This window comes from Kitasatospora sp. NPDC056181 (assembly GCF_042266225.1).
GTDB lineage: Bacteria > Actinomycetota > Actinomycetes > Streptomycetales > Streptomycetaceae > Kitasatospora.
The window spans coordinates 1-17,498 of the sequence record NZ_JBHJUK010000163.1; the positions used below are offsets into that span (position 1 = coordinate 1).

Consider the following 17,498-nt stretch of genomic DNA (forward strand, 5'->3'; position numbering starts at 1 on the left):
GGGGGGACCCTGTGGGAGAGTAGGACGCTGCCGAACAATCATTCACAGAGAACCCCCGATCCATCACGGATTGGGGGTTCTTTGCATTTCCCGGAACGGCGGCGCGAGACGGGCCCCGGTGCCCGCGAGGAACGCTACTGGCCCGCCGGCTGACCATATCGCTACTCGACGAACCACCAGGTGGTCATCGACACCGACACCCGCCTGGTTGTGGTCGTCGGCCGGCCCCTGCCCGGCAACCGCAACGACTGCAGGGCATGGGAGGAATTCGGGGCCAAGGCCGCCGCCGGCCGGACAACCACGATCGCCGACGGCGGCTCCCCCGGAACCGGCCTCGTCATCCCGCACCGCCGACCCCGAGGCGGCGAACTGACCGACTGGCAGGCCGAACACAATCACGACCACAAACGGGTTCGCGCCCGCGTCGAGCACGCCTTCGCCCGGATGAAGACTTGGAAGATCCTGCGCGACTGCCGCCTGAGAGGCGACGGTGTGCGCCACGCGATGCACGGTGTCCGCGTACTGATCTGAGTGCTCCAGCGCGTACGGAGTTGTGTGCACCAGCGACCCGTCTCAGCGAAGTCGCTCTCATGGACCGTTCCGCTCACCGTAGTCTCGTGCCGTGGCCGACGAACATGGGGCAGCCGACGCCTTCGAGAACCGATGCACGAATGCGGCGCGGACGTTGGAGTCCTGCATCAGCTACTTCATCGAGCGCATTTCGTTGGACGAGTCCAACGAGGACCGCAAGGGCAACACACTGGACGTATGGCTCCGCGAGGGGCCGCGGAAGCCCGATGTGGTGGTCTCGCTGTCCAATCTCCACTCGGTTCGCCCGTGGGAACCCGGACTGGGTGTCTCCTTCATCGATGGGATCTCCCTCGTCCACCTGCCGAAGCTGCCGTTGCCATGGCCCGCCGAGGCGGTCGGCCGACTCGAGCGCTCCGAGGGCCTGCCCGAACTGGTCTGGCTGAGGATCGCGGGACCGATCGAAGTCGACGCTGTGGCCGCGACCGTGACCGTTTACCAAGCCCAGAGCGACGCTGCAGCCTCCGTGCTCCGGTGACAGCCTGAGGCCGCTCGACGGCTCAGGCAGCAGCCAAAACCTCGGCGAGACGGGTCGTCGCTCAGGCGGCGTCGGGTTGCCTGTCGATGGCCTGGAGGCGGTTCTTGAGGCGGTAGCTGTTGCCGTTGATCGAGATGACGTCGCAGTGGTGCAGGAGCCGGTCGAGGATGGCGGTGGCGAGGACCTCGTCGCCGAAGACCTGGCCCCATTCATCTGGGGCTGGCACTTGTCCCCTCACACGAGTTAGTGCTGCCACCTGGCCGTTTCCTCCTCCCGCGGTCCTCGTTGGTTCTCGCGGTAGCGCCCAGGTTCTCAAGGTGCTGCCTTGACCATTCAGGTGCAAGGAAGGTGTGCCGATGGCCGACGCGCGGCTGCAGGTCATCGCGGGCGGTGGCGTCCCGCAAGGGCCGCTGGTGACGGACCCATGGCAGTTCCAGGCCGCCTGCGTGGACGCGTTCGTCGCCTCGTGGCGAGCCCGCGGGTTCAGCCCGGTGACGATCGACAACGACATCGGCCTACTGGAACGGACGCTCGCCGCGCTGGGACGGCCGGCGTGGGAGGTGACGCCGGAAGACATCGACCGCGTCGTCGGTGACCTCGCGGTCAAGGGCCGGGCGACGTCGACCCGCCGCGAGTACGTGCAGATCTTCAAGGGCTTCCACCGTTTCCTCCAGGCCCGCAAGGCCGCAGAGATCGAGGCCGCATTCGGGGTCCGACTGGTCTGCCCCGTCGACGAGTTCAACGCCTCACGGCATGTCGGTGACGACTCCCCGGCCCTGCTGCCGCCGCCCACCCCAGAGCGCGTGAACGAGTTCTTCGACTTCATGAAGCAGCGGATCGCGACCGCGAGGAAGTACGGACCCGCCGCCCGCGACTACGCACTGTTCCGGACGCTGTATCACGCCGGGCTCCGCTCCGAGGAGGCCTCGCTGCTGGAGAAGCCGGACCTGCACTTCACCCGCGGCCCGTTTGGAAAGCTCCACGTCCGCTTCGGCAAGGGCGCCCACACCTCCGGCCCGCGTCCGCGCTGGGTGCCGATGCTCGACGGCCTGGACCTGGTGCTGCGGTGGTTCCTCGAGGACGTGCGGGGCAAGTTCCCCGACTCTCCCGTGCTGTTCGCGGACGAGTCCGGCGGGCCACTGCATCGCGGGACGATCCGCAACCGGCTCCGCTATCTCATGGAGCTCGAAGGGCGACCTCCGGCGGAGCGGTTCAGCCCACATGCCCTGCGAAGGGCATGTGCGACCCACAACTACGAGCGCGGCGTCGACCTGGTCGCGATCCAGCAGCTACTCGGCCATTGGACGGTCAGCTCGACCATGCGTTATGTCCGGCCCTCCGCGACTTTTATCGAGGATGCCTACCAGCGCGCGGTCGCCAACACTCTGGCCGAGCTGACCGGGAAGGACACCACGGCATGAAGATCCGATGGCGGCTGCGGATGGCCGCGGCCCAGCGCGAGGTCTGGACCGGGACCGATCTGCGACGACTGCTGGCTGAGAAGGCGGGTCTGGAACTGTCCTCCGCGTCGGTGTCCGCGCTGTTCACCAAGGAGCCCTCGCAGGTGAAGATGTCGACGCTGGCCGCGTTGTGCACCGCGCTGGAGTGCACCCCGAACGACCTCATCGAAGTCGACACCACCCCGGTCGAGCGGCCGGCGGCCCCGCCTCGGCTGGCGGCAGCCCAGCCCAAGGTCGCGGCGGCTGCCCGGGGCCGGTCGATGCCGCCTCTGTGACCTGCGGACTTTGTGATGGGTAAGAAGCAACAGGACTGCGTCACCTGTGGTGCCCCGGTCGGTTATCTCGACCGCGAGCACTGCTGTCGGTGCTGGCGGTCGTTGAAGGAACAGGCGGCGAAGGCGAGTTGTCCGTCCTGCGGCAAGGACCGAGTGCTCCAAGCGGACACCGGTCGATGTGTCGTTTGCTCGCGCGTCTGCGAGGAGTGCGGCCATCCGGTCCGCGTCGCTGGGAACCGTCTGTGCCGTGACTGCCGCCGCCGGGCGGAGCGCGAGGCCGCGAGGACGCTGTGTGCGCGCTGCTGCCGGCCCGGTCTTCTGCGCGAGGCGACAGGCTGGTGCGGCTCGTGCTCCCGGCCCCGGCAGCAGAAACAGCCGCCACGGGTCTGCGACGAGTGCGGCCAACTGCGTCGCCATGCCGGCCTGGGACTGTGCTCGGCCTGCTGGCAACGACACCCTGGGCGGCCCTTCATCCGCGGCGAGCACCTACGCGACCGGCTCGTGGACCCGCCCGGCTGGCTCGACAACTTCGTCGCCCACGTGGCCGCCCGGCACTGCGTCGCCCGGGCCTGCAGCTTCATCACCGAGGTGGGCCGGCTCCTGCAGGACGAACTCTCCAACTCGCCCCAGGCCCTGCTGGAAAGGTCGCGCCGCCCGGGCCGGTCCATGGGCACCTTCGCCCGCACGTTGGAGGACTTCTTCACCCTGCAGGGCCTGGCGCTGCCCACCGACCAGGCCGAGCGACTCGCGGCGGGACGCCGCAAGCGCCGCGTCGACGCCGTCCCCGAATCCCTCCGACCGGCGGTCGCCGCCTTCGACGCCTCGCGCATGCGAGCCCAGGACCGGGCCCGCCGGGCCGGCACCCGCCCACGCAGCAATCTCACCCTGGAGGCCGCCCTCGCCACCATGCGCGATCTGGCGGTGTTCCTCACGGATCAGCGTGGCAAGGGCGGCTGGGCTCTGGTCGACATCCACGACATCGAAGCCTTCCTGGCCACGTTGCCCAAGGCCCGCAAGCGCCGCCTCACCGTGCTGCGGCAGTTCTTCAGCTTCGCCCGCTCGCAGCGCGTGATCCTCGTCGATCCGACCCGCGGACTGACCGCAGAAGAAGGAAGCGGATACCGAGGCCGAACCCTCACACTCGACCAACAGCGTCACCTGTTCCGCCGTTGGACCTGCGACGACGAGGTCCATCCGCACGAAGCCCTGCTCGGCATGCTCGCCCTGCTGCACGGAGCCTCCAGCGCCGAGGTCCGCATGCTGCAGGTCACCGACGTCGACCCAGCCACGCAAACAGTCCGGCTCGGCAAACGACCGCACCTGGTCCCACTCGACCCCGCTTCCTGGGCCGTGCTGCAACGATGCCTCGCCCACCGGGCGGCCTGGCCGACGCAGAACCCCCACGTCATGGTCACCAAGGGAACCAAGGGCGGCCGGAGCCCGGCGTCAACTGCCTACCTCTCCCACGTCCTTGACGGCAGCGGCTACCCACCACGGACGGTCCGCGGCACCCGCCTGGTCGAACTCGTCAACACCATGGACCCCAAGCTCGTCGCCGCCGCCTTCGGCATGGATCCGCAGGCCACCCTCATCTACCTTGCTGACCACGTCGACGCCAGCCGACTGCTGGAGCAGCATGAACGGACACCCTAGGTCAGGGTGCGGGGGCCTGCTCGTCCGCGGCCTCGGCCATGACGAGGCTGGCGCTGACGGCCTGACTGTCGTCGATTCCGACGTGCCGGAGGTATGCCCACCGATCCAGCTGAGTACATGCCCAGTTGGGGTCGTATGCCGCGGTGGGCAGCTGCGGAATGCGCTTGCGACCGGTTTCATCCAGTCGGTACGGCTCCTCAAACGCATAGGTCCATGCCTGGACCGCGGGGGTATACCGCTGTTCGGCCTCCTCGGCGCTGATCTCAAGGTAGGCCGCGATCTGTGCCCAGGAGCTGCCACGTTCGACTTCGTAGATGACGGCCGATTCCAGAGTTCGTTCGGCCAGGTCTACCAGCTGCCGGGCTTGGCTGACCCGACCGCCAAATCCGGTGTCGGCATCGTTGCGGGTGCTCACCAGCCCCGAGGCGCCGTCAGCCACCTCCGTGGCGCTGTCGGCCAGTACGAGTCGGGCGAGCCCTTCGCGCGAGTAGGCGGCTCGGTCGTGGTCATACGGGGTGGACTCACTCATGAGGGACAGAGTCCCATGTCAGCGAGTTCTGCGGACACCGAGTATTCACGGTCGGTGCCCCACGCGGCCCGCCAAAACCCACGGGCCTGGCGCGAGCCGGAACCTGCCCCGTTTCGGCGCTACCTGGCACAGGTTCGCCGGAACATGTGCGCTTTGCTGAAGGTTTTGTTGGAGGTCAGGATGATCGAGCCCTTCTGATACCGCTTCGAGATCACCTGGAGGACCAGGTTCGCTTCGGCGCGTTCAAGGGGCTGGTAGCCGACCTCATCAACCACGAGGACGCTCGGCCGCAGGTGGGTGCGGAGCTTGCTGGTTAGGCGCCCAGCGGACTCAGCGGCCTTGAGGTGGCGGACCATGTCGTCGAGGCTGGTGAAGTAGATCGAGTAGCCGGCCCGGCAGGCGGCGACCGCGAGAGCGACGACGAGGTGGGTCTTTCCGACCCCGGGCGGCCCCAGCAGGGCAGCGTTCGCCTTGGCTTCGACGAACGACAGCGTGGCGAGGTCCTTGACCTTGCGCGGGTCGAGCTCGGGCTGGAAGGAGAAGTCGTAGTCGTCCAGGGTTTTGTGGTGCGGCAGCTTCGACAGCCGCAGGCCCTGGCGGAAGCGGCGGTCGTCGCGGACGGCCAGTTCCTCGGCGAGGAGGAGGTCGAGGAAGTCGAGGTAGCCCATCTTCGCTTCGTCCGCCCGCTTGGCGTACTGGTTCAGGCTCTCGGCGAGGTGGGGCAGGCCCAGCTTGACGGCCATGGTGCGGATTCGGCTGCTGACCAGTTGGCTCAACGGACCTCCTTCGTCGGTGAGTTGGTGGTGAACGGGCGGGTACCGGTCAGCTCGTCGTAGACGGACAGCGGTCGGCGGCCGACCTCGACGCGGTCGGCGGCGGCCCGGTTGAGCAGGGCCCGAAGCAGGCCGGCTTCGTCGGCCAGGGGCCGTTCGTGGCGGGGCCGGGGCACGACGTCCCCCGTCGTGACGCGCTTGGTGTCGCCCTTGGGCAGGCCGTCCCAGTGCCGCTCGTCGACGATGCGGGCGCCGCGACCGACCGCCCGGGAAACAGTTCACCGGTCGCTTCACCAAGCCGTTTCCCACCGAGGTGCTCTTCGAGCGGATCTGCCGCGAGAACGGCGTGGCCGCCCGCCTGACCAAGCCCCGATCGCCCACACCACCGGGAAGATCGAGCGGTTCCACAAGAGTTTGCGGCGCGAAGTCCTCGACCATGTCGGACCGTTCGCCGACCAGGCCGGGATCGACGCCTGGGCTCACGCTTACAACCACGACCGCCCGCACCAGGCCCTGGACATGGCCGTACCGGCTGCCGCCATTCGCCCTGGGCCGCCCGGCAGCCACATCGCGCTGGCGGCCCCTCCGCAGAGCGATGAGCCTCCGCTTGCCGAGCGCGGGCTGGTCCCACTCCGTCTGACAGCGGAACTGCCCTCGCCGCGAACGCCCGTCTCCGACGAGGAGATCCGCGCGGTGGAGTGGGAGGCCACCATCTCCGCGATCGGCCGCCTGGTCCTGATCAACAACCAGCAGGTCAAGTTCACCCAGGCACTCGGCGGCAGGGCCGTCACCGTCTGGGCGGACTGCCGAAGCATCCACGTCCTGCTGGGCGGCGAGCTCATCCGCACCCGGCCCCTCCCGGCTGACTCCGGCCGATCTGCGCAAGGTCGTCATGCGCGGCGCCCGCATCGCCGGAGCCGAACCCGGCCCGCCCTCCGCCGCCCAGGCCGGGCCTCGGCAGCAGCGGCCTAACTTCCTGGTCTTGCGTTTTCACCCGTCGCTGACAGGTGCCTTGATGGGCGGTGGTCGGGTATCGTGCTGGCCATGTCGAGTCCTGAGTCAGACAGGGTGGGGGCTTTCGGTCACGCCGTCAGCCCCCTGAATCACTGAGCTCATAGCCCTGCCGTCGCGCCGCGTTCTGCGGTCGGACGAGCGCCCCTGGGGGCTGGCCGCGGTGACGAGATGACCTTCTCGTGCTTCTCCTCACCTCGGAGCCACTTGATGCCTTTTCCGCTGTACCTGCTTGCCGTGGCGGTCTTCGCCATGGGCACCTCGGAGTTCATGCTTGCCGGTCTCTTGCCGGAGATCGCCTCCGATCTCGACGTCACGGTCGGGGCAGCAGGCGTGCTCACCTCGGCCTTCGCGATCGGCATGATCGTCGGCGCTCCCCTTGTGGCCGCGCTTGCCCGCAACTGGCCCAGGCGCTCCAGCCTTCTCGGGTTCATCCTTGCTTTCGCGGCAGCTCACGCCGTGGGAGCCGTCACCACGAGCTTCGGAGTCCTGTTCGCCACCCGGGTCGTCGCGGCGCTTGCGAACGCAGGGTTCCTTGCTGTCGCTCTGACGGCTGCCGCCACTCTCGTCCCGGCCGACAAGAAGGGACGTGCGCTGGCCGTGCTGCTGTCCGGCACAACGGTAGCCACGATCGCCGGTGTCCCTGGTGGGTCGGTACTCGGCACGTTGCTCGGTTGGCGGGCCACCTTCTGGGCGGTCGCCGCCCTCTGTCTGCCTGCAGCTCTTGGCATCCTGAAGGGAATCCCCGCAGGACGTGTGAAGGAGGAGGCGACCGGCGGGCCAACCTTGCGAGCGGAGTTCGCCCAGCTCAAAAGCCCTCCGTTGATGCTGGTCATGCTGCTCGGCGCGCTGGTGAACGCGGCAACCTTCGCCAGCTTCACCTTCCTCGCCCCGGTTGTGACCGACACCGCCGGGCTGGGCGAGCTGTGGATCTCTGTCGCTCTGGTGCTCTTCGGTGCCGGTTCCTTCGTCGGCGTCACCGTCGCCGGACGGCTGTCCGACCAGCGCCCGACCCTGGTCCTCGCAGTCGGTGGTCCGCTGCTGCTCATCGGCTGGCCGGCCCTGGCCGTACTGGCCGACGAGCCGGTCGCTGTACCGGCCAGGATGCGCTCGCCGGAGGGCACCTCCAGCACCGCCGCCGCCTCCACCACCGACCGCTCAGGTGCGGACAGCAGCGCCAGGCGACCGGCGACGACCTCCTGCAGCGCCCGAGGAACCCCTGCCCGTTGTAGAACGTGGACATCGTCCACCGCGGGCACGGCACCGTCCTCAAAGACGTGGCCGCCACTCGATCCGGCATCAAGGAGGGAACGGAGGACTTCCTCGGCCACCAACGGGATACCCCCGCTGCGCTCGAACACCGCCCGCACCACATCGGCGGCCGCCGGGCGGCTCAGGATTCCCGTGGTGAGTTCGGCTATCGCGGGCTCGCCCAGCGGTAGCAGGGGGATGACCGCGCCGGTCACCCCAGGCGGGCGGCTGTAGGCGGAACCAAGCGGGGCTGTCCCCAACGGCAGGTCCTGACGCCGGTAGGAAACCACCAGGCCCAGGCCCGCCGGCAGATCCCGGGCGAGCAGGAGGAGGCACTCACGGGTCGCCTCGTCCGCCCAATGCACGTCCTCCACCACCAGGGTCGCCGTCCCCAGGTTCTCCAGCAGCGCCCTGATTGCCCGGACCATGGCATGGCGGCCCGCAGTCGAAGCCGTCCCCACGGATGGGGTGGGGAGCCACCGCGCCAGCTCCGGCAGCAGCGGGGCAAGCGGGGCCGACGCTGCGATCACCCCGCCGTCGGGAGGCAGGAGGGGCGCCGCACCGCGCAGCGCGTCGACCACCGGCCCGTAGGGCATAGGTTCGCGCAGCGGATGGCATAGTCCGGTCAGGACGTGTGCACCTTCCGCCTGGAGCGCCCGGCCGGCCTCCAGGATCAGACGCGACTTGCCGACACCCGCATCGCCTTCCACCAGCACCACGGCAGGCGGGCACCGCAGGGCCCCGAGCAGAAGTCGCAGTTCCTGCCCGCGGCCGACCATCGCGGCAGGCCGGTATGCCCCGGCCCCTCGGGCGTTGTCCTCCGCCACCATGGCGAACTCCGTCATCCCGCCCAGGGCTGCTCCGCAGCCACACAGGGCGGGCTCCATACCAACGACGCTACGATCCAGCGCCCCACGCTGCAACGGGGGCAAGCACCCCGCTCCCGATGAGCCGCTGCCTCGGCCTCGCGAATGCGCCTGAGACGTCGCGCAGGCCCGTGATGCGACTGCCCTACCGAGAGCCCGGTCGTCCGTTCCGGTCAGCTTCCCAGCCTGCGCTGGTAGGCCGTGGGGCTTTCAGGGCTTGCGATGCACCCCTCCACACCTGGGAAACGCTTCAAGTCATGGACGCGAGAACCGGCCCGACTCGAACACCACGCTGCCCGGAGGAAACCGGCCGACCCCTCCGCCGGCGCCGCCACGGCAGCACCCTGCGCTCCGGGCGCGGCATCAGGTGCACCCGGAGCAGGTGGCTGACGGCCGCCAGGAACAGACGGCCGCCGCCCCCAGCATCCCTGGGGACAGCGGCCGGGGCGTACTCCGCGCCCGGTTGTGACCAGCGGCTGCGGGGTGGACGACGGTGGGAACGCCGCGGGCGTCCCAAGGTCCTGTGATGCGCGCCCGCGCGAACTACGGAACGGGGGGAGCCGCCGTGTCCGACCACCGTAGCGGACCGCGCCCATGACAAGAACATCCGTCAGAAACCGCTGGACGCGGCCCCGGGTTTAGTCGTCGTCCGGCACGGAAGAAATGACCTGTGCGTAGCACCTGGCAGTCGAGGCCGGCAGCGATCTCCGAGCGCGACCTGGCCCTTCTCGCGCCCCGGAGAACGTCATGACCGCACGGGTGTGGCGGCGGTGAGGACCCCCGAGGCGCCGCCGCGGCCGAGCGGCCGACGCCTGCTGCTCGGTGTCGTCCTGGACATCGTGATCCCGATCGCGTTGTACTACGGCCTGCGCGCCGCCGGCGTCAGCGTCTTCGTCGCGCTGCTGGCCGGCGCCTTCCTGCCGGCGCTCACCACGGCGGTGCAGTGGCTGCGCACCCGCAGCTTGGAAGGCACGGCGGGCTTCATTGCCGGGACCATGCTGCTCGGCGTCGCAGCCGCGCTGGTCAGCGGCAGCCCCCGGTTCCTGCTGGCCAAGGACGGTTGGCTGAGCGGCGTGGCCGGGCTCTGGTTCCTGATCTCGATCAGGGCCAGGCGCCCGCTGCTCTTCCACGGCGGCCGCCCCCTGCTGGAGGGGCGGTTCCGCTCCGACGGCACCTCCTGGGACGTGTTGTGGGAACGCGAGCCCGCCTTCCGGCGGATCTGGCGGGTCTCGACCGCGATCTGGGGTGTGGCGATGCTGCTCGACGCCGCCGTGCGGGTCGTGATGGCCTACTCCCTGCCGGTGGAGCTGGTGCCCGGCCTCGGCGCGCTGCTCTGGCCGGTCACGCTGCTTCTGTTGCAGCTGGTGAACGGCGTCTACTACGAGGTGGCCGGCCTCTGGCGGCTGACCTCCGGTACGGCCGCGCGCTCGGCGGATGGCTGAGCGCCCGCCTGCTGTGCTCCGGCCGCGCCCGGCAACTCGCCGCAGGCGCCGACGCCGGACGCTCAACCCGCCGGTTCGAGCGCCGGCCCGAGGGGGACCTGGTGATCAAGCTGAACACGGGCGCGGGAAAGACCGTGGTGGGCCTGCTGATCTGCCAGTCCGGCCTCAACGAGGGCAAGGGGACCGCCCTTTACCGGCATGGTTCGCGATCCCGATCCCGAGGTCCGGGCTGCCGTGGCCCAGGTGTTCGCCCGGTTCACGCTCGACAATCAGCTCGCTCCGGTGATCCGGGACGCACTGCTCCTGCTGCTTCGCGACGGCGCCCTGCGGGTGCGGCGCCACGCTGCCGAGTCCCTCGCCCTCTCCGACGACCGGACCACCCCCACTCTGGACGCCTTCCTCACACTCCTCGACGAGGAGGACAAGGGCCTGCGTCTGGAGGCGGCCTTCGCGCTCGCCTGCCGCGACGATCCACGGGCCGAGCAGGCGTACGAGCGGATCGGACCGCTGGGTGCCTTCTCCGAGCACGACCACCGACTGTTCGCCCTCTGGCGGTGCCGCACGCACAGGCAACCGCCAGTAGCCTGTCCGCCTAGGTTGATCAACTCGGCGGGGGTGTCATGACCGAGGGCGGGGCTGTGGACGAGAGCGGTCGAGCAACGAGGGACCCGGTGTCCGGGGACAGTGCGGCACAGGGGGCGGCGGGTCCGCCGCCCGCTCCCCCGCAACCCACGGCGCCACCCCACCTTCAAAGGCCCACACGGCCTCCGCAGGTGCGCATACCCCCGGGCCGGCCCCGCTGGTCGCGGCGCAAGCGACGGACGATCGCGCTCGGACTGCTCACGCTGGCGATGCCGCTCATCGCACTGACCTACGCGGCGGCTCACGCCGCTTGGTACGGCGGACTGGTGGTGCTCATCGAGGTCTTCTACCACCCGCTGCCGTACGGCGCCGCGGTACTGGTGCTGATCGTCCTCGCCATCCTGATCGGGATCCGCTCCCGGATGACCAGGACGCTGCTGCTGGTCCCGTTCCTCGGCTGCACACTGCTCGCCTCGCCCCTCGCACTGCTCTCCTTCGGCAGCATGCCGCTCAAGACCGCGGAGCGGCCGGCTCCCGGCCGCTCCGACCGCAGCCTGGTGATCCACGAGGGCGCCGCGATGATCGATCCGCTCTGGTGGGTCTCGGTGGACGCCGGCTCCGGCCTGGCCGCACGACGGTGGCCGGTCGGCTACTTCAACGGCGACGCCCCCGACAACGCACTGACCTCGGCGCAGTGGGACGGACCCGACCGGATCAAGCTGACCACCCAGGGCGGCCAGGTGTTCGTGGTTGCCCTCGACCCGGAAACCGGCCGGCCCGAGCGTCAGGTACAAGCAGGCTGAAGGCTCGATCCTGAGATGACGAGGATCTCCATCGCGTGGGACCCGACCGGAACTGTGTGAACGCCTCGGCCGGCAGAGCCGGCCCGTGCCCTGCTACGAAGGCAACTCGCGTTCAACACGCCGACTTGACGGAGAGGACCGCTTCCCTGTCAAGTCAGCGTGTTGAGAGTGCCAGCACGTCGGCAGGGGGTTGCTGTACCGGGGGATGGGGCGTCTCTCGCAACCGGTCATTTACGAGAGGTGCATGAGCCGCCTGGAAATCACGGCTGGGCCGACCTCGTGACCGCGCGCGGACCTCAGGCCGCTCGATCCACTGTGGAGAACGCATGGACCTGCGCCGGTACAGGACGGGACCGGGCCGCGCCGGCGTCTCGCGTGCCGCGACGCCGGCACGGCCCCGTGGGCGTCACGCGTAGTTGCGCAGTTCGGGCCAGATCGCGCCCCAGGGGCGGACGGGGTCGGTGCAGACGTAGACGTGACCGCCTGATTCGATGTTGTGCACGCCGTCGGGGTTGGTGAGGGTGGCAGCCACGCGGACGTTCCGGAAGTACTGGTGCAGGTGGGCCTCATACCCGGGGGCGTAGTGGGGGCCGGGGGCGATGGCCACCACGGTGGTGGCGTCCGGGTTGCCGGGGCCCCACCACCAGTCGGTGTTCTGGGAGCTCACGGCGGTGGGCAGCCCGGCGGTGCGGCCCAACTCGTTGATGGCGCCGGCCTCGCTGTAGTCCGCTGCGAAGATCACCGCGTTCGCGCGTTGTTCGACGGGCAGCCCGGTCCACACCTGCCGCACGGTGCCGACCAGTTGGGGCCAGCCCTGGGTCTCCCCCGAGATCGGGCTGGTGCCGTACGTCCACGCCACGCCGGAGGCCGGCAGCACCGGCAGCACGACCGCGGCGGACAGCGCGGCCGAGACGGCGGTTCCGATCACCAGGCCGCGCAGCCGCTCCGGTCGGGCGTACAGCCACCCGTCGAGGTCGACCGCGCCGGCCGCCAGCAGGCACACGTACAGCCCGGCCAGGTAGTACACCTGCGCTCCGGTCGTCACGGCGAACAGGACGAACAGCGCCGCGTACACGATCACCAGAGCACGCCACAGCGGCCGGCCGGACCGCCACAGGAACCGCAGGCCCGCCATCCACAGCAGCGCCATCGCCAGGCAGGACATGCCGAGCTGCCCCACGAGCCAGGTGAGGATGTTGCCCGGGCCGCCGTGCTCGCCGTTCAGCGCCCGCGCCATCTCGAACATGGCCCAGCCGTGGTGCGCCTGCCACCACAGGTCGGGCAGCACGAGAAGCGCGGCGATCACCGCACCCGCGAGCAGTCGGCGGTCAACCACAGTCCGGCGGGCCGGGCCGAGCAGCACCGCGGCCAGCAGGACGGCTGCGAAGATCGCCGCGAGGTGGTTGAACTCCGCGCCGAGGCCGACCAGCACCCCTGCGGCGAGCCACCACCGGGTGTCGCCGGTGCGGCCGATCCGCACGACCACGAACGCGATCGCCGCCCACGCCAGCAGTTCGTACGACGTCGTGTTGGCGACGTGCGCGCTGCCCAGCAGCACGGGCATGGTGGCCGTCGCGATCGCCGCGAGCAGTTGCGCCCGTCGCGCGCCGCCGAACTCCCGCGCGGTCAGGGCGCCCACGACCACTGTGCCCGCGGCGGCCAGCGCCGGCCACAGCCGCAGGCCCGCCGCCGAAACCCCGAAGAGCGACAGCGAGACCCGGGCCATCAGCGGCGCGAGCACCGGCTGGTCCACGTAACTCGCTTGCAGGTGCCGGGCGCAGTCGAGGAAGTACAGCTCGTCACGGTGGAATCCGTAACGCCGGGACAGCGCCATCAGCACGACGAATACCACCCCCGCGACGGCGAACACCCGCCGGTCCAGCGGCGCGATCCGCCCGCCGTCCTGCCCGGCCTCGTGCACACGCCCCACGTCCACCATCCCTGCCGCACTCATATGGTCATCCGTCGAATCGTGGCGAAGCCGCCGGCGAGCAGGACAGCGACGGCGACGGCGAGAAAGCCGGTGAGGCCGGTGGTGGTGACGGTGCCGAGGTAGTGGCCGATGCCCGTCCAGCCGTGCGCCCACGTCGCGACGAGCGCGGCGACTGCCAGTGCGCCGAGTTGTGCCGCGCCGAAGGCCGTGGTGCCGGGCAGTCCGGCGCGGCGGTAGACCAAGCCGTACCACATCCCGTAGACGAACATGAGGACGAACATTGTCGTCGCCGTGAGCCACGACAGGTACCAGGGGCCGTCGAGGAGGTGGGGGACGCGGAAGTAGGCCATGTTGATGCCCCATCGGCCGGTCGCGCGTTCGAGGATCCGGCCGATCACGACGACGAGTCCGAAACCCACGGACAGGGCGAGGGCCAGTGCGGTGGCGCCGAGGAAGTAGGTGCGACGGCTCACCCCGAGGGTGAGGGCGAACGGCAGCGCGCGGGCAACCGACTGCGCGCCCACGACGAGCATGACGAGCGGGACCGCGACCAGGCCGCCGACCCAGCGGTGGTCACTGTGACCGGCCGGGAGGAGCTGCAGGATCACCACGTCGAGGACGAAGCCCAAGGCCGCCCACGCCCAGGGCAGTACGAGGTAGGTGACGCGGTCGAGGAGCAGATAGCGGACGACGGTGGCGATCGGGGTGGAACGCATCAGGGTGTCCTCGCTGCCATGAGCTCGGCTCGGTCGTGGTGCTCGGCCGCGTAGGTCGCGAGCTGCTGGAGGGTGACCTGCTCCAGGCGAAGACGCAGGTGGTCGGCGAGTTCGCGGTCGCGGTCGTCGAGCAGGCCGACCATCACCGCCGTGGTCTGCGCGCCCATCGTGCGCCGGTTCAGCGTCGTGCGGCCGGCGACGAGCCGCTCCACGCTGCCGGCCTGGCCGGTGACGGTCGTGGCGGTGCCGCGCAGGCCGTCGGCGGGCGCGTCGAGGACGAGCCGGCCGTGGTCGAGGACCAGGACCCGGTCCAGGAGGTCGGCGGCCTCGTCGATGAGGTGGGTCGAGAGCACGATGCACCGCGGGTGGGCGGTGTAGTCGGCGAGCAGGTGGTCGTAGAAGAGCGTGCGGGCGACCCCGTCCAGGCCGGCGTACGGCTCGTCGAACAGGGTGAGTTCGGCGCGGGCGGCCAGCCCGATGGTGATGCCGAGGGCGGTCCGCATGCCGCGCGACAGCTTCCTGATCGGCCGGGCCGGCAGTCAGTCACTTGACGTCTCGTCATTCGCGCTGCGGCGGCCGCATACGCCGAGCACCGACCGGACTGTGCCCAGGCCGCGGTACGTTGGGCGCTCGAAGCGGCGCCTGACCAGCGCGTGCTCGACCTCGGTCGCGGCCTCGGTCGCGGCCGGGGCCGGTGCCGGGGCCGGGGCCGGTGCCGGGGCCTTGGCCCTCGCCGCACGCGAGCACCGCACCACCGTCATCAGCGTCGGCGCGCTCGGTACCCAGCCCGCCCGGCGGACCACCGCGTACGCCCTGCTCGCCGGGCTCGCGGCCCGCGTAGTCGACGTCTACCTGCACCGAGATGGCCGCCTGATCGATCGACGTCAGACGATGCCGGGGCCGGACCGGAGCGGCAGGGCGCGAACCCGTCCCGAGGGCGAGGAGAGTGCTTCCCGCAGCTGTTGGTTCTCCAGCGCGAGCTGGTTGACGACCTGAACCAGGCCCTGGCCGTCGGCCCGCAGCCCAATGAGCTCCTCAGCATCCCTGGCTCTCAGTCCCTTGAGCTTGACAAGCTGCTTGCGCAGACGGGTCTCGCTGTCCGGTACCAGCCCGCGCTCGCGGACCCTGTCGTAGAAGTCGTTCTTCAGGTCGAGGTGGCGCTGGGTGAGGGCATGCGCCGAGTCTTCCAGAGCCCCTTCGGGAGTCCTGCGTCCTTTAGCGTGGGAACAACGCTCAGTCGCTTTCAGACGACCAGGACCCGGCGCCCGCGCGTGTGACCGGTCTGGCTGTCGATGTGTGCCGCCATAGCCTCGGCGAGCGGGTACGACTTCTCGACCGGGATGCGGAGCTTTCCCCGCGAGATGAGGCCGACGGCCTCGGCGAGCGCTTCCGGCACGCTCCCGGCCACGCCGGAGAATCGGACACCGAACTCCGGCGCGGCGAGATCGGCGATGGAGATCACCCTCTGCGGATCCCTGGTCAGCTCGACGAGCTCGCGGATCACGCCCGAGCCGGCCAGATCGAGAGCTGCGTCGACATCGCCGAGCCGCCGCACCCGCTCGACCCAGCCTTCGCCGTACGTCGTGGCGAGGGCACCCAGGCTGCGCAGGTAGTCCTGGTTCGCGGCTCCGGCCGTGCCGATCACCGTGATGCCGCGGTCGCGGGCGATCTGCAGCACCGCCGATCCGACTCCTCCGGACGCACCACTGACCAGCAGCGTCTGCCCGGCCTGCACGCCGACCTCGCGGATGATGCGCAGCGCGGTCTCCACCACGGAGGGGTACCCGGCCGCCTCTTCGAACGTCAGTCTCTCGGGCATGCGGGCCCAGGCCGACAGCACGGCGAACTCGGCATAGGTGCTCGAGCCTTCGCCGAACACGTGGTCGCCGACCTCGATCCCTTCGACGCCCTGACCGACCTCGTCCACCACCCCGGAGGCGTCCAGTCCGACTCCGGAGGGCAACTCGGTCGGATGGGCCTTGAGGATCTGGCCTTCGCGGATCCTCCAGTCGACGGGGTTCACGCCCGCCGCCCGCACGGCGATGCGTACCTGGCCTGGGCCCGCGTGGGGCTCCTCGGCGTCGACGAGTCGCAGGACGTCCGGACCGCCGAACTCGGCGAAGCTCACTTTCTTCATGCCGTCGACCATAACCATAACGGTTAGTGTTTAACAACGGTTCCGTCTTTAGATCTGATAGCGTTAAGGCATGACAGTGCCGCCCGGGCGACGCGAACGCAAGAAGGCCGATACCCGCCAAAAGATCGCCGACACCGCCCTGCGACTCTTCCTCGAACGCGGGTACGACACGGTGGGCATCCGCGACGTGGCCGCCGAAGCCGACGTCGCCGTCACCACGGTCTTCTCCCACTTCGCCTCGAAAGAGGCCCTGGTCTTCGAGCAGGACCAAGACTTCGAGCAACGCCTCACCCAGGCGGTCACCAGCCGGGCACCGCACGAGCCGCTCATCCCCGCGCTACGCCGCGAGATCCAGGCCCTGGTGCGACATTGCACGGCGGACAGCGCCGCCCCGATCTGGCGCATGATCGACGAATCACCCGCCCTGCGCGAGTACGAGGAGTCGATGAGGCTGCGCCATGCAGAGTCGCTGGCGACGGCCATCGCCGCCGATCCCGACCTGTCACAGACCACGACGGCCTGCCGGACGATCGCGAGGTTCGTGATCGACGCCTACTCCCTGGCCCGTGACGCGGTCCATCCGCAGGCCGCGGTGGACGAGATCTTCCAGATGATCGAGGCCGCCTGGGCCGTCACCTGCACCTCCAAAAGCTCCACCGGCACGGCCTGACCCTGGCCAGGACTCGGCCCCGCCCGGCGCCGTCCCGCCGAACCCCAACGGCAGAGCAAAGGGGCCTGGAGCCGGTACGCCACCGACGATCACCTACGGCCACCATCCGGCCGGACACCGGGACGAACTGACGACAGTTGCGATGGTCCACCAGTGCTCGCGCGGCTTGTTGACTCCGCCCTTGACCAGGGTGGAGGCGATGGCTGGCGCCCCCGCCAGCCGCCTGGCCCCGGAGGCGATCGGGGACTCCTGGCTGGCGCAGTTCGCCATCGGCACCCGCCTGCCGGACCTCTACTACCGGTGCGCCCCGTACGGGGAGGCGGTGACGTGG

The 17,498-nt window shown here is 70.0% G+C and carries 15 protein-coding genes and 6 pseudogenes; 12 read left to right on the forward strand and 9 right to left on the reverse strand.

Annotation, left to right across the window (positions count from 1 at the left end; all coding sequences use genetic code 11):
- Positions 1-156 precede the first annotated feature (156 nt).
- Positions 157-531 (forward strand): annotated as a pseudogene (locus ACFC1F_RS37250) (transposase); the annotation flags it as partial.
- Between the two features lie 91 nt (positions 532-622).
- Positions 623-1,066 (forward strand): hypothetical protein, encoded by a 444-nt coding sequence (locus ACFC1F_RS37255; RefSeq protein WP_376165281.1) that lies wholly within the window; start codon positions 623-625, stop codon positions 1,064-1,066.
- A 61-nt stretch (positions 1,067-1,127) separates the two neighbouring features.
- Here the strand turns inward: ACFC1F_RS37255 and ACFC1F_RS37260 are convergent.
- Positions 1,128-1,277: pseudogene (locus ACFC1F_RS37260) on the reverse strand (ATP-binding protein); the annotation flags it as partial.
- Between the two features lie 145 nt (positions 1,278-1,422).
- Here ACFC1F_RS37260 and ACFC1F_RS37265 point away from each other — a divergent pair.
- From ACFC1F_RS37265 to ACFC1F_RS37275, 3 genes are all read left to right on the forward strand, one after another.
- Entirely contained in the window at positions 1,423-2,487 is a 1,065-nt protein-coding gene (locus tag ACFC1F_RS37265; RefSeq protein ID WP_376165283.1) for a tyrosine-type recombinase/integrase, read from the forward strand.
- Positions 2,484-2,801: a helix-turn-helix transcriptional regulator gene (locus ACFC1F_RS37270; RefSeq protein WP_355364076.1), complete on the forward strand. Its 318-nt coding sequence runs from the start codon at positions 2,484-2,486 to the stop codon at positions 2,799-2,801. The genes ACFC1F_RS37265 and ACFC1F_RS37270 overlap by 4 nt, the downstream gene beginning before the upstream one ends.
- A gap of 501 nt (positions 2,802-3,302) precedes the next feature.
- Positions 3,303-4,454: a tyrosine-type recombinase/integrase gene (locus ACFC1F_RS37275; RefSeq protein ID WP_376165285.1), complete on the forward strand. Its 1,152-nt coding sequence runs from the start codon at positions 3,303-3,305 to the stop codon at positions 4,452-4,454.
- A gap of 1 nt (position 4,455) precedes the next feature.
- Here ACFC1F_RS37275 and ACFC1F_RS37280 read toward each other — a convergent pair whose 3' ends face one another.
- The 3 genes and pseudogenes from ACFC1F_RS37280 to ACFC1F_RS37290 form a co-directional block, all read right to left on the reverse strand.
- On the reverse strand, positions 4,456-4,983 hold the full coding sequence (locus ACFC1F_RS37280) for a hypothetical protein (RefSeq protein WP_376165287.1): 528 nt from the start codon (positions 4,981-4,983) through the stop codon (positions 4,456-4,458).
- Between the two features lie 152 nt (positions 4,984-5,135).
- A pseudogene (istB, locus tag ACFC1F_RS37285) lies at positions 5,136-5,759 on the reverse strand (IS21-like element helper ATPase IstB); the annotation flags it as partial.
- The gene (locus ACFC1F_RS37290; RefSeq protein ID WP_376165289.1) at positions 5,756-5,932 is read right to left on the reverse strand and encodes a hypothetical protein; all 177 of its coding nucleotides are present in this window, start codon (positions 5,930-5,932) and stop codon (positions 5,756-5,758) included. The gene ACFC1F_RS37290 and the pseudogene istB, both read right to left, overlap by 4 nt.
- A gap of 92 nt (positions 5,933-6,024) precedes the next feature.
- Here ACFC1F_RS37290 and ACFC1F_RS37295 point away from each other — a divergent pair.
- A pseudogene (locus ACFC1F_RS37295) lies at positions 6,025-6,696 on the forward strand (integrase core domain-containing protein); the annotation flags it as partial.
- A 281-nt stretch (positions 6,697-6,977) separates the two neighbouring features.
- Positions 6,978-7,862: pseudogene (locus tag ACFC1F_RS37300) on the forward strand (Cmx/CmrA family chloramphenicol efflux MFS transporter); the annotation flags it as partial.
- 452 nt (positions 7,863-8,314) lie between these two features.
- Here ACFC1F_RS37300 and ACFC1F_RS37305 read toward each other — a convergent pair.
- Positions 8,315-8,905: pseudogene (locus tag ACFC1F_RS37305) on the reverse strand (ATP-binding protein); the annotation flags it as partial.
- A gap of 749 nt (positions 8,906-9,654) precedes the next feature.
- Between ACFC1F_RS37305 and ACFC1F_RS37310 the strand changes: the two are divergent.
- From ACFC1F_RS37310 to ACFC1F_RS37320, 3 genes are all read left to right on the forward strand, one after another.
- The gene (locus tag ACFC1F_RS37310; protein ID WP_376165291.1) at positions 9,655-10,326 is read left to right on the forward strand and encodes a VC0807 family protein; all 672 of its coding nucleotides are present in this window, start codon (positions 9,655-9,657) and stop codon (positions 10,324-10,326) included.
- Between the two features lie 198 nt (positions 10,327-10,524).
- On the forward strand, positions 10,525-10,950 hold the full coding sequence (locus ACFC1F_RS37315; RefSeq protein WP_376165293.1) for a HEAT repeat domain-containing protein: 426 nt from the start codon (positions 10,525-10,527) through the stop codon (positions 10,948-10,950).
- 149 nt (positions 10,951-11,099) lie between these two features.
- On the forward strand, positions 11,100-11,711 hold the full coding sequence (locus tag ACFC1F_RS37320; RefSeq protein WP_376165295.1) for a hypothetical protein: 612 nt from the start codon (positions 11,100-11,102) through the stop codon (positions 11,709-11,711).
- A 406-nt stretch (positions 11,712-12,117) separates the two neighbouring features.
- Here the strand turns inward: ACFC1F_RS37320 and ACFC1F_RS37325 are convergent, their stop codons facing one another.
- Genes ACFC1F_RS37325 through ACFC1F_RS37335 form a run of 3 tightly spaced genes read right to left on the reverse strand, consistent with a single transcriptional unit; the run spans position 12,118 to position 14,863 of the window.
- Positions 12,118-13,665, reverse strand: a complete 1,548-nt coding sequence (locus ACFC1F_RS37325) for an ArnT family glycosyltransferase (protein WP_376165297.1) — start codon at positions 13,663-13,665, stop codon at positions 12,118-12,120.
- The gene (locus tag ACFC1F_RS37330; protein ID WP_376165299.1) at positions 13,662-14,360 is read right to left on the reverse strand and encodes a hypothetical protein; all 699 of its coding nucleotides are present in this window, start codon (positions 14,358-14,360) and stop codon (positions 13,662-13,664) included. Before ACFC1F_RS37330 ends, ACFC1F_RS37325 begins: the two co-directional genes overlap by 4 nt.
- Positions 14,360-14,863, reverse strand: a complete 504-nt coding sequence (locus ACFC1F_RS37335) for a hypothetical protein (protein WP_376165301.1) — start codon at positions 14,861-14,863, stop codon at positions 14,360-14,362. The genes ACFC1F_RS37330 and ACFC1F_RS37335 overlap by 1 nt, the downstream gene beginning before the upstream one ends.
- On the opposite strand from ACFC1F_RS37335, the gene ACFC1F_RS37340 reads away from it, so the two are divergent.
- Positions 14,862-15,356 carry a hypothetical protein gene (locus tag ACFC1F_RS37340; RefSeq protein ID WP_376165303.1) on the forward strand — a complete coding sequence of 165 codons (495 nt, stop codon included), beginning with the start codon at positions 14,862-14,864 and terminating at the stop codon, positions 15,354-15,356. The genes ACFC1F_RS37335 and ACFC1F_RS37340 overlap by 2 nt on opposite strands.
- 247 nt (positions 15,357-15,603) lie before the next feature.
- On the opposite strand, the gene ACFC1F_RS37345 is transcribed toward ACFC1F_RS37340, so the two are convergent.
- On the reverse strand, positions 15,604-16,497 hold the full coding sequence (locus tag ACFC1F_RS37345; RefSeq protein ID WP_376165307.1) for an NADP-dependent oxidoreductase: 894 nt from the start codon (positions 16,495-16,497) through the stop codon (positions 15,604-15,606).
- Between the two features lie 70 nt (positions 16,498-16,567).
- Between ACFC1F_RS37345 and ACFC1F_RS37350 the strand changes: the two genes are divergently transcribed.
- Positions 16,568-17,167, forward strand: a complete 600-nt coding sequence (locus tag ACFC1F_RS37350; protein WP_376165305.1) for a TetR/AcrR family transcriptional regulator — start codon at positions 16,568-16,570, stop codon at positions 17,165-17,167.
- Positions 17,168-17,498: the final 331 nt, after the last annotated feature.

Excerpts from the sequence above, each read along its gene's own strand:
- ACFC1F_RS37265 (WP_376165283.1), top strand. The coding sequence starts at position 1,423 with ATGGCCGACGCGCGGCTGCAGGTCATCGCGGGCGGTGGCGTCCCGCAA.
- ACFC1F_RS37270 (WP_355364076.1), top strand. The coding sequence starts at position 2,484 with ATGAAGATCCGATGGCGGCTGCGGATGGCCGCGGCCCAGCGCGAGGTC.
- ACFC1F_RS37280 (WP_376165287.1), bottom strand. The coding sequence starts at position 4,983 with ATGAGTGAGTCCACCCCGTATGACCACGACCGAGCCGCCTACTCGCGC.
- ACFC1F_RS37315 (WP_376165293.1), top strand. The coding sequence starts at position 10,525 with ATGGTTCGCGATCCCGATCCCGAGGTCCGGGCTGCCGTGGCCCAGGTG.
- ACFC1F_RS37325 (WP_376165297.1), bottom strand. The coding sequence starts at position 13,665 with ATGAGTGCGGCAGGGATGGTGGACGTGGGGCGTGTGCACGAGGCCGGG.
- ACFC1F_RS37330 (WP_376165299.1), bottom strand. The coding sequence starts at position 14,360 with ATGCGTTCCACCCCGATCGCCACCGTCGTCCGCTATCTGCTCCTCGAC.
- ACFC1F_RS37340 (WP_376165303.1), top strand. The coding sequence starts at position 14,862 with ATGCCGCGCGACAGCTTCCTGATCGGCCGGGCCGGCAGTCAGTCACTT.
- ACFC1F_RS37335 (WP_376165301.1), bottom strand. The coding sequence starts at position 14,863 with ATGCGGACCGCCCTCGGCATCACCATCGGGCTGGCCGCCCGCGCCGAA.
- ACFC1F_RS37345 (WP_376165307.1), bottom strand. The coding sequence starts at position 16,497 with ATGAAGAAAGTGAGCTTCGCCGAGTTCGGCGGTCCGGACGTCCTGCGA.
- ACFC1F_RS37350 (WP_376165305.1), top strand. The coding sequence starts at position 16,568 with ATGACAGTGCCGCCCGGGCGACGCGAACGCAAGAAGGCCGATACCCGC.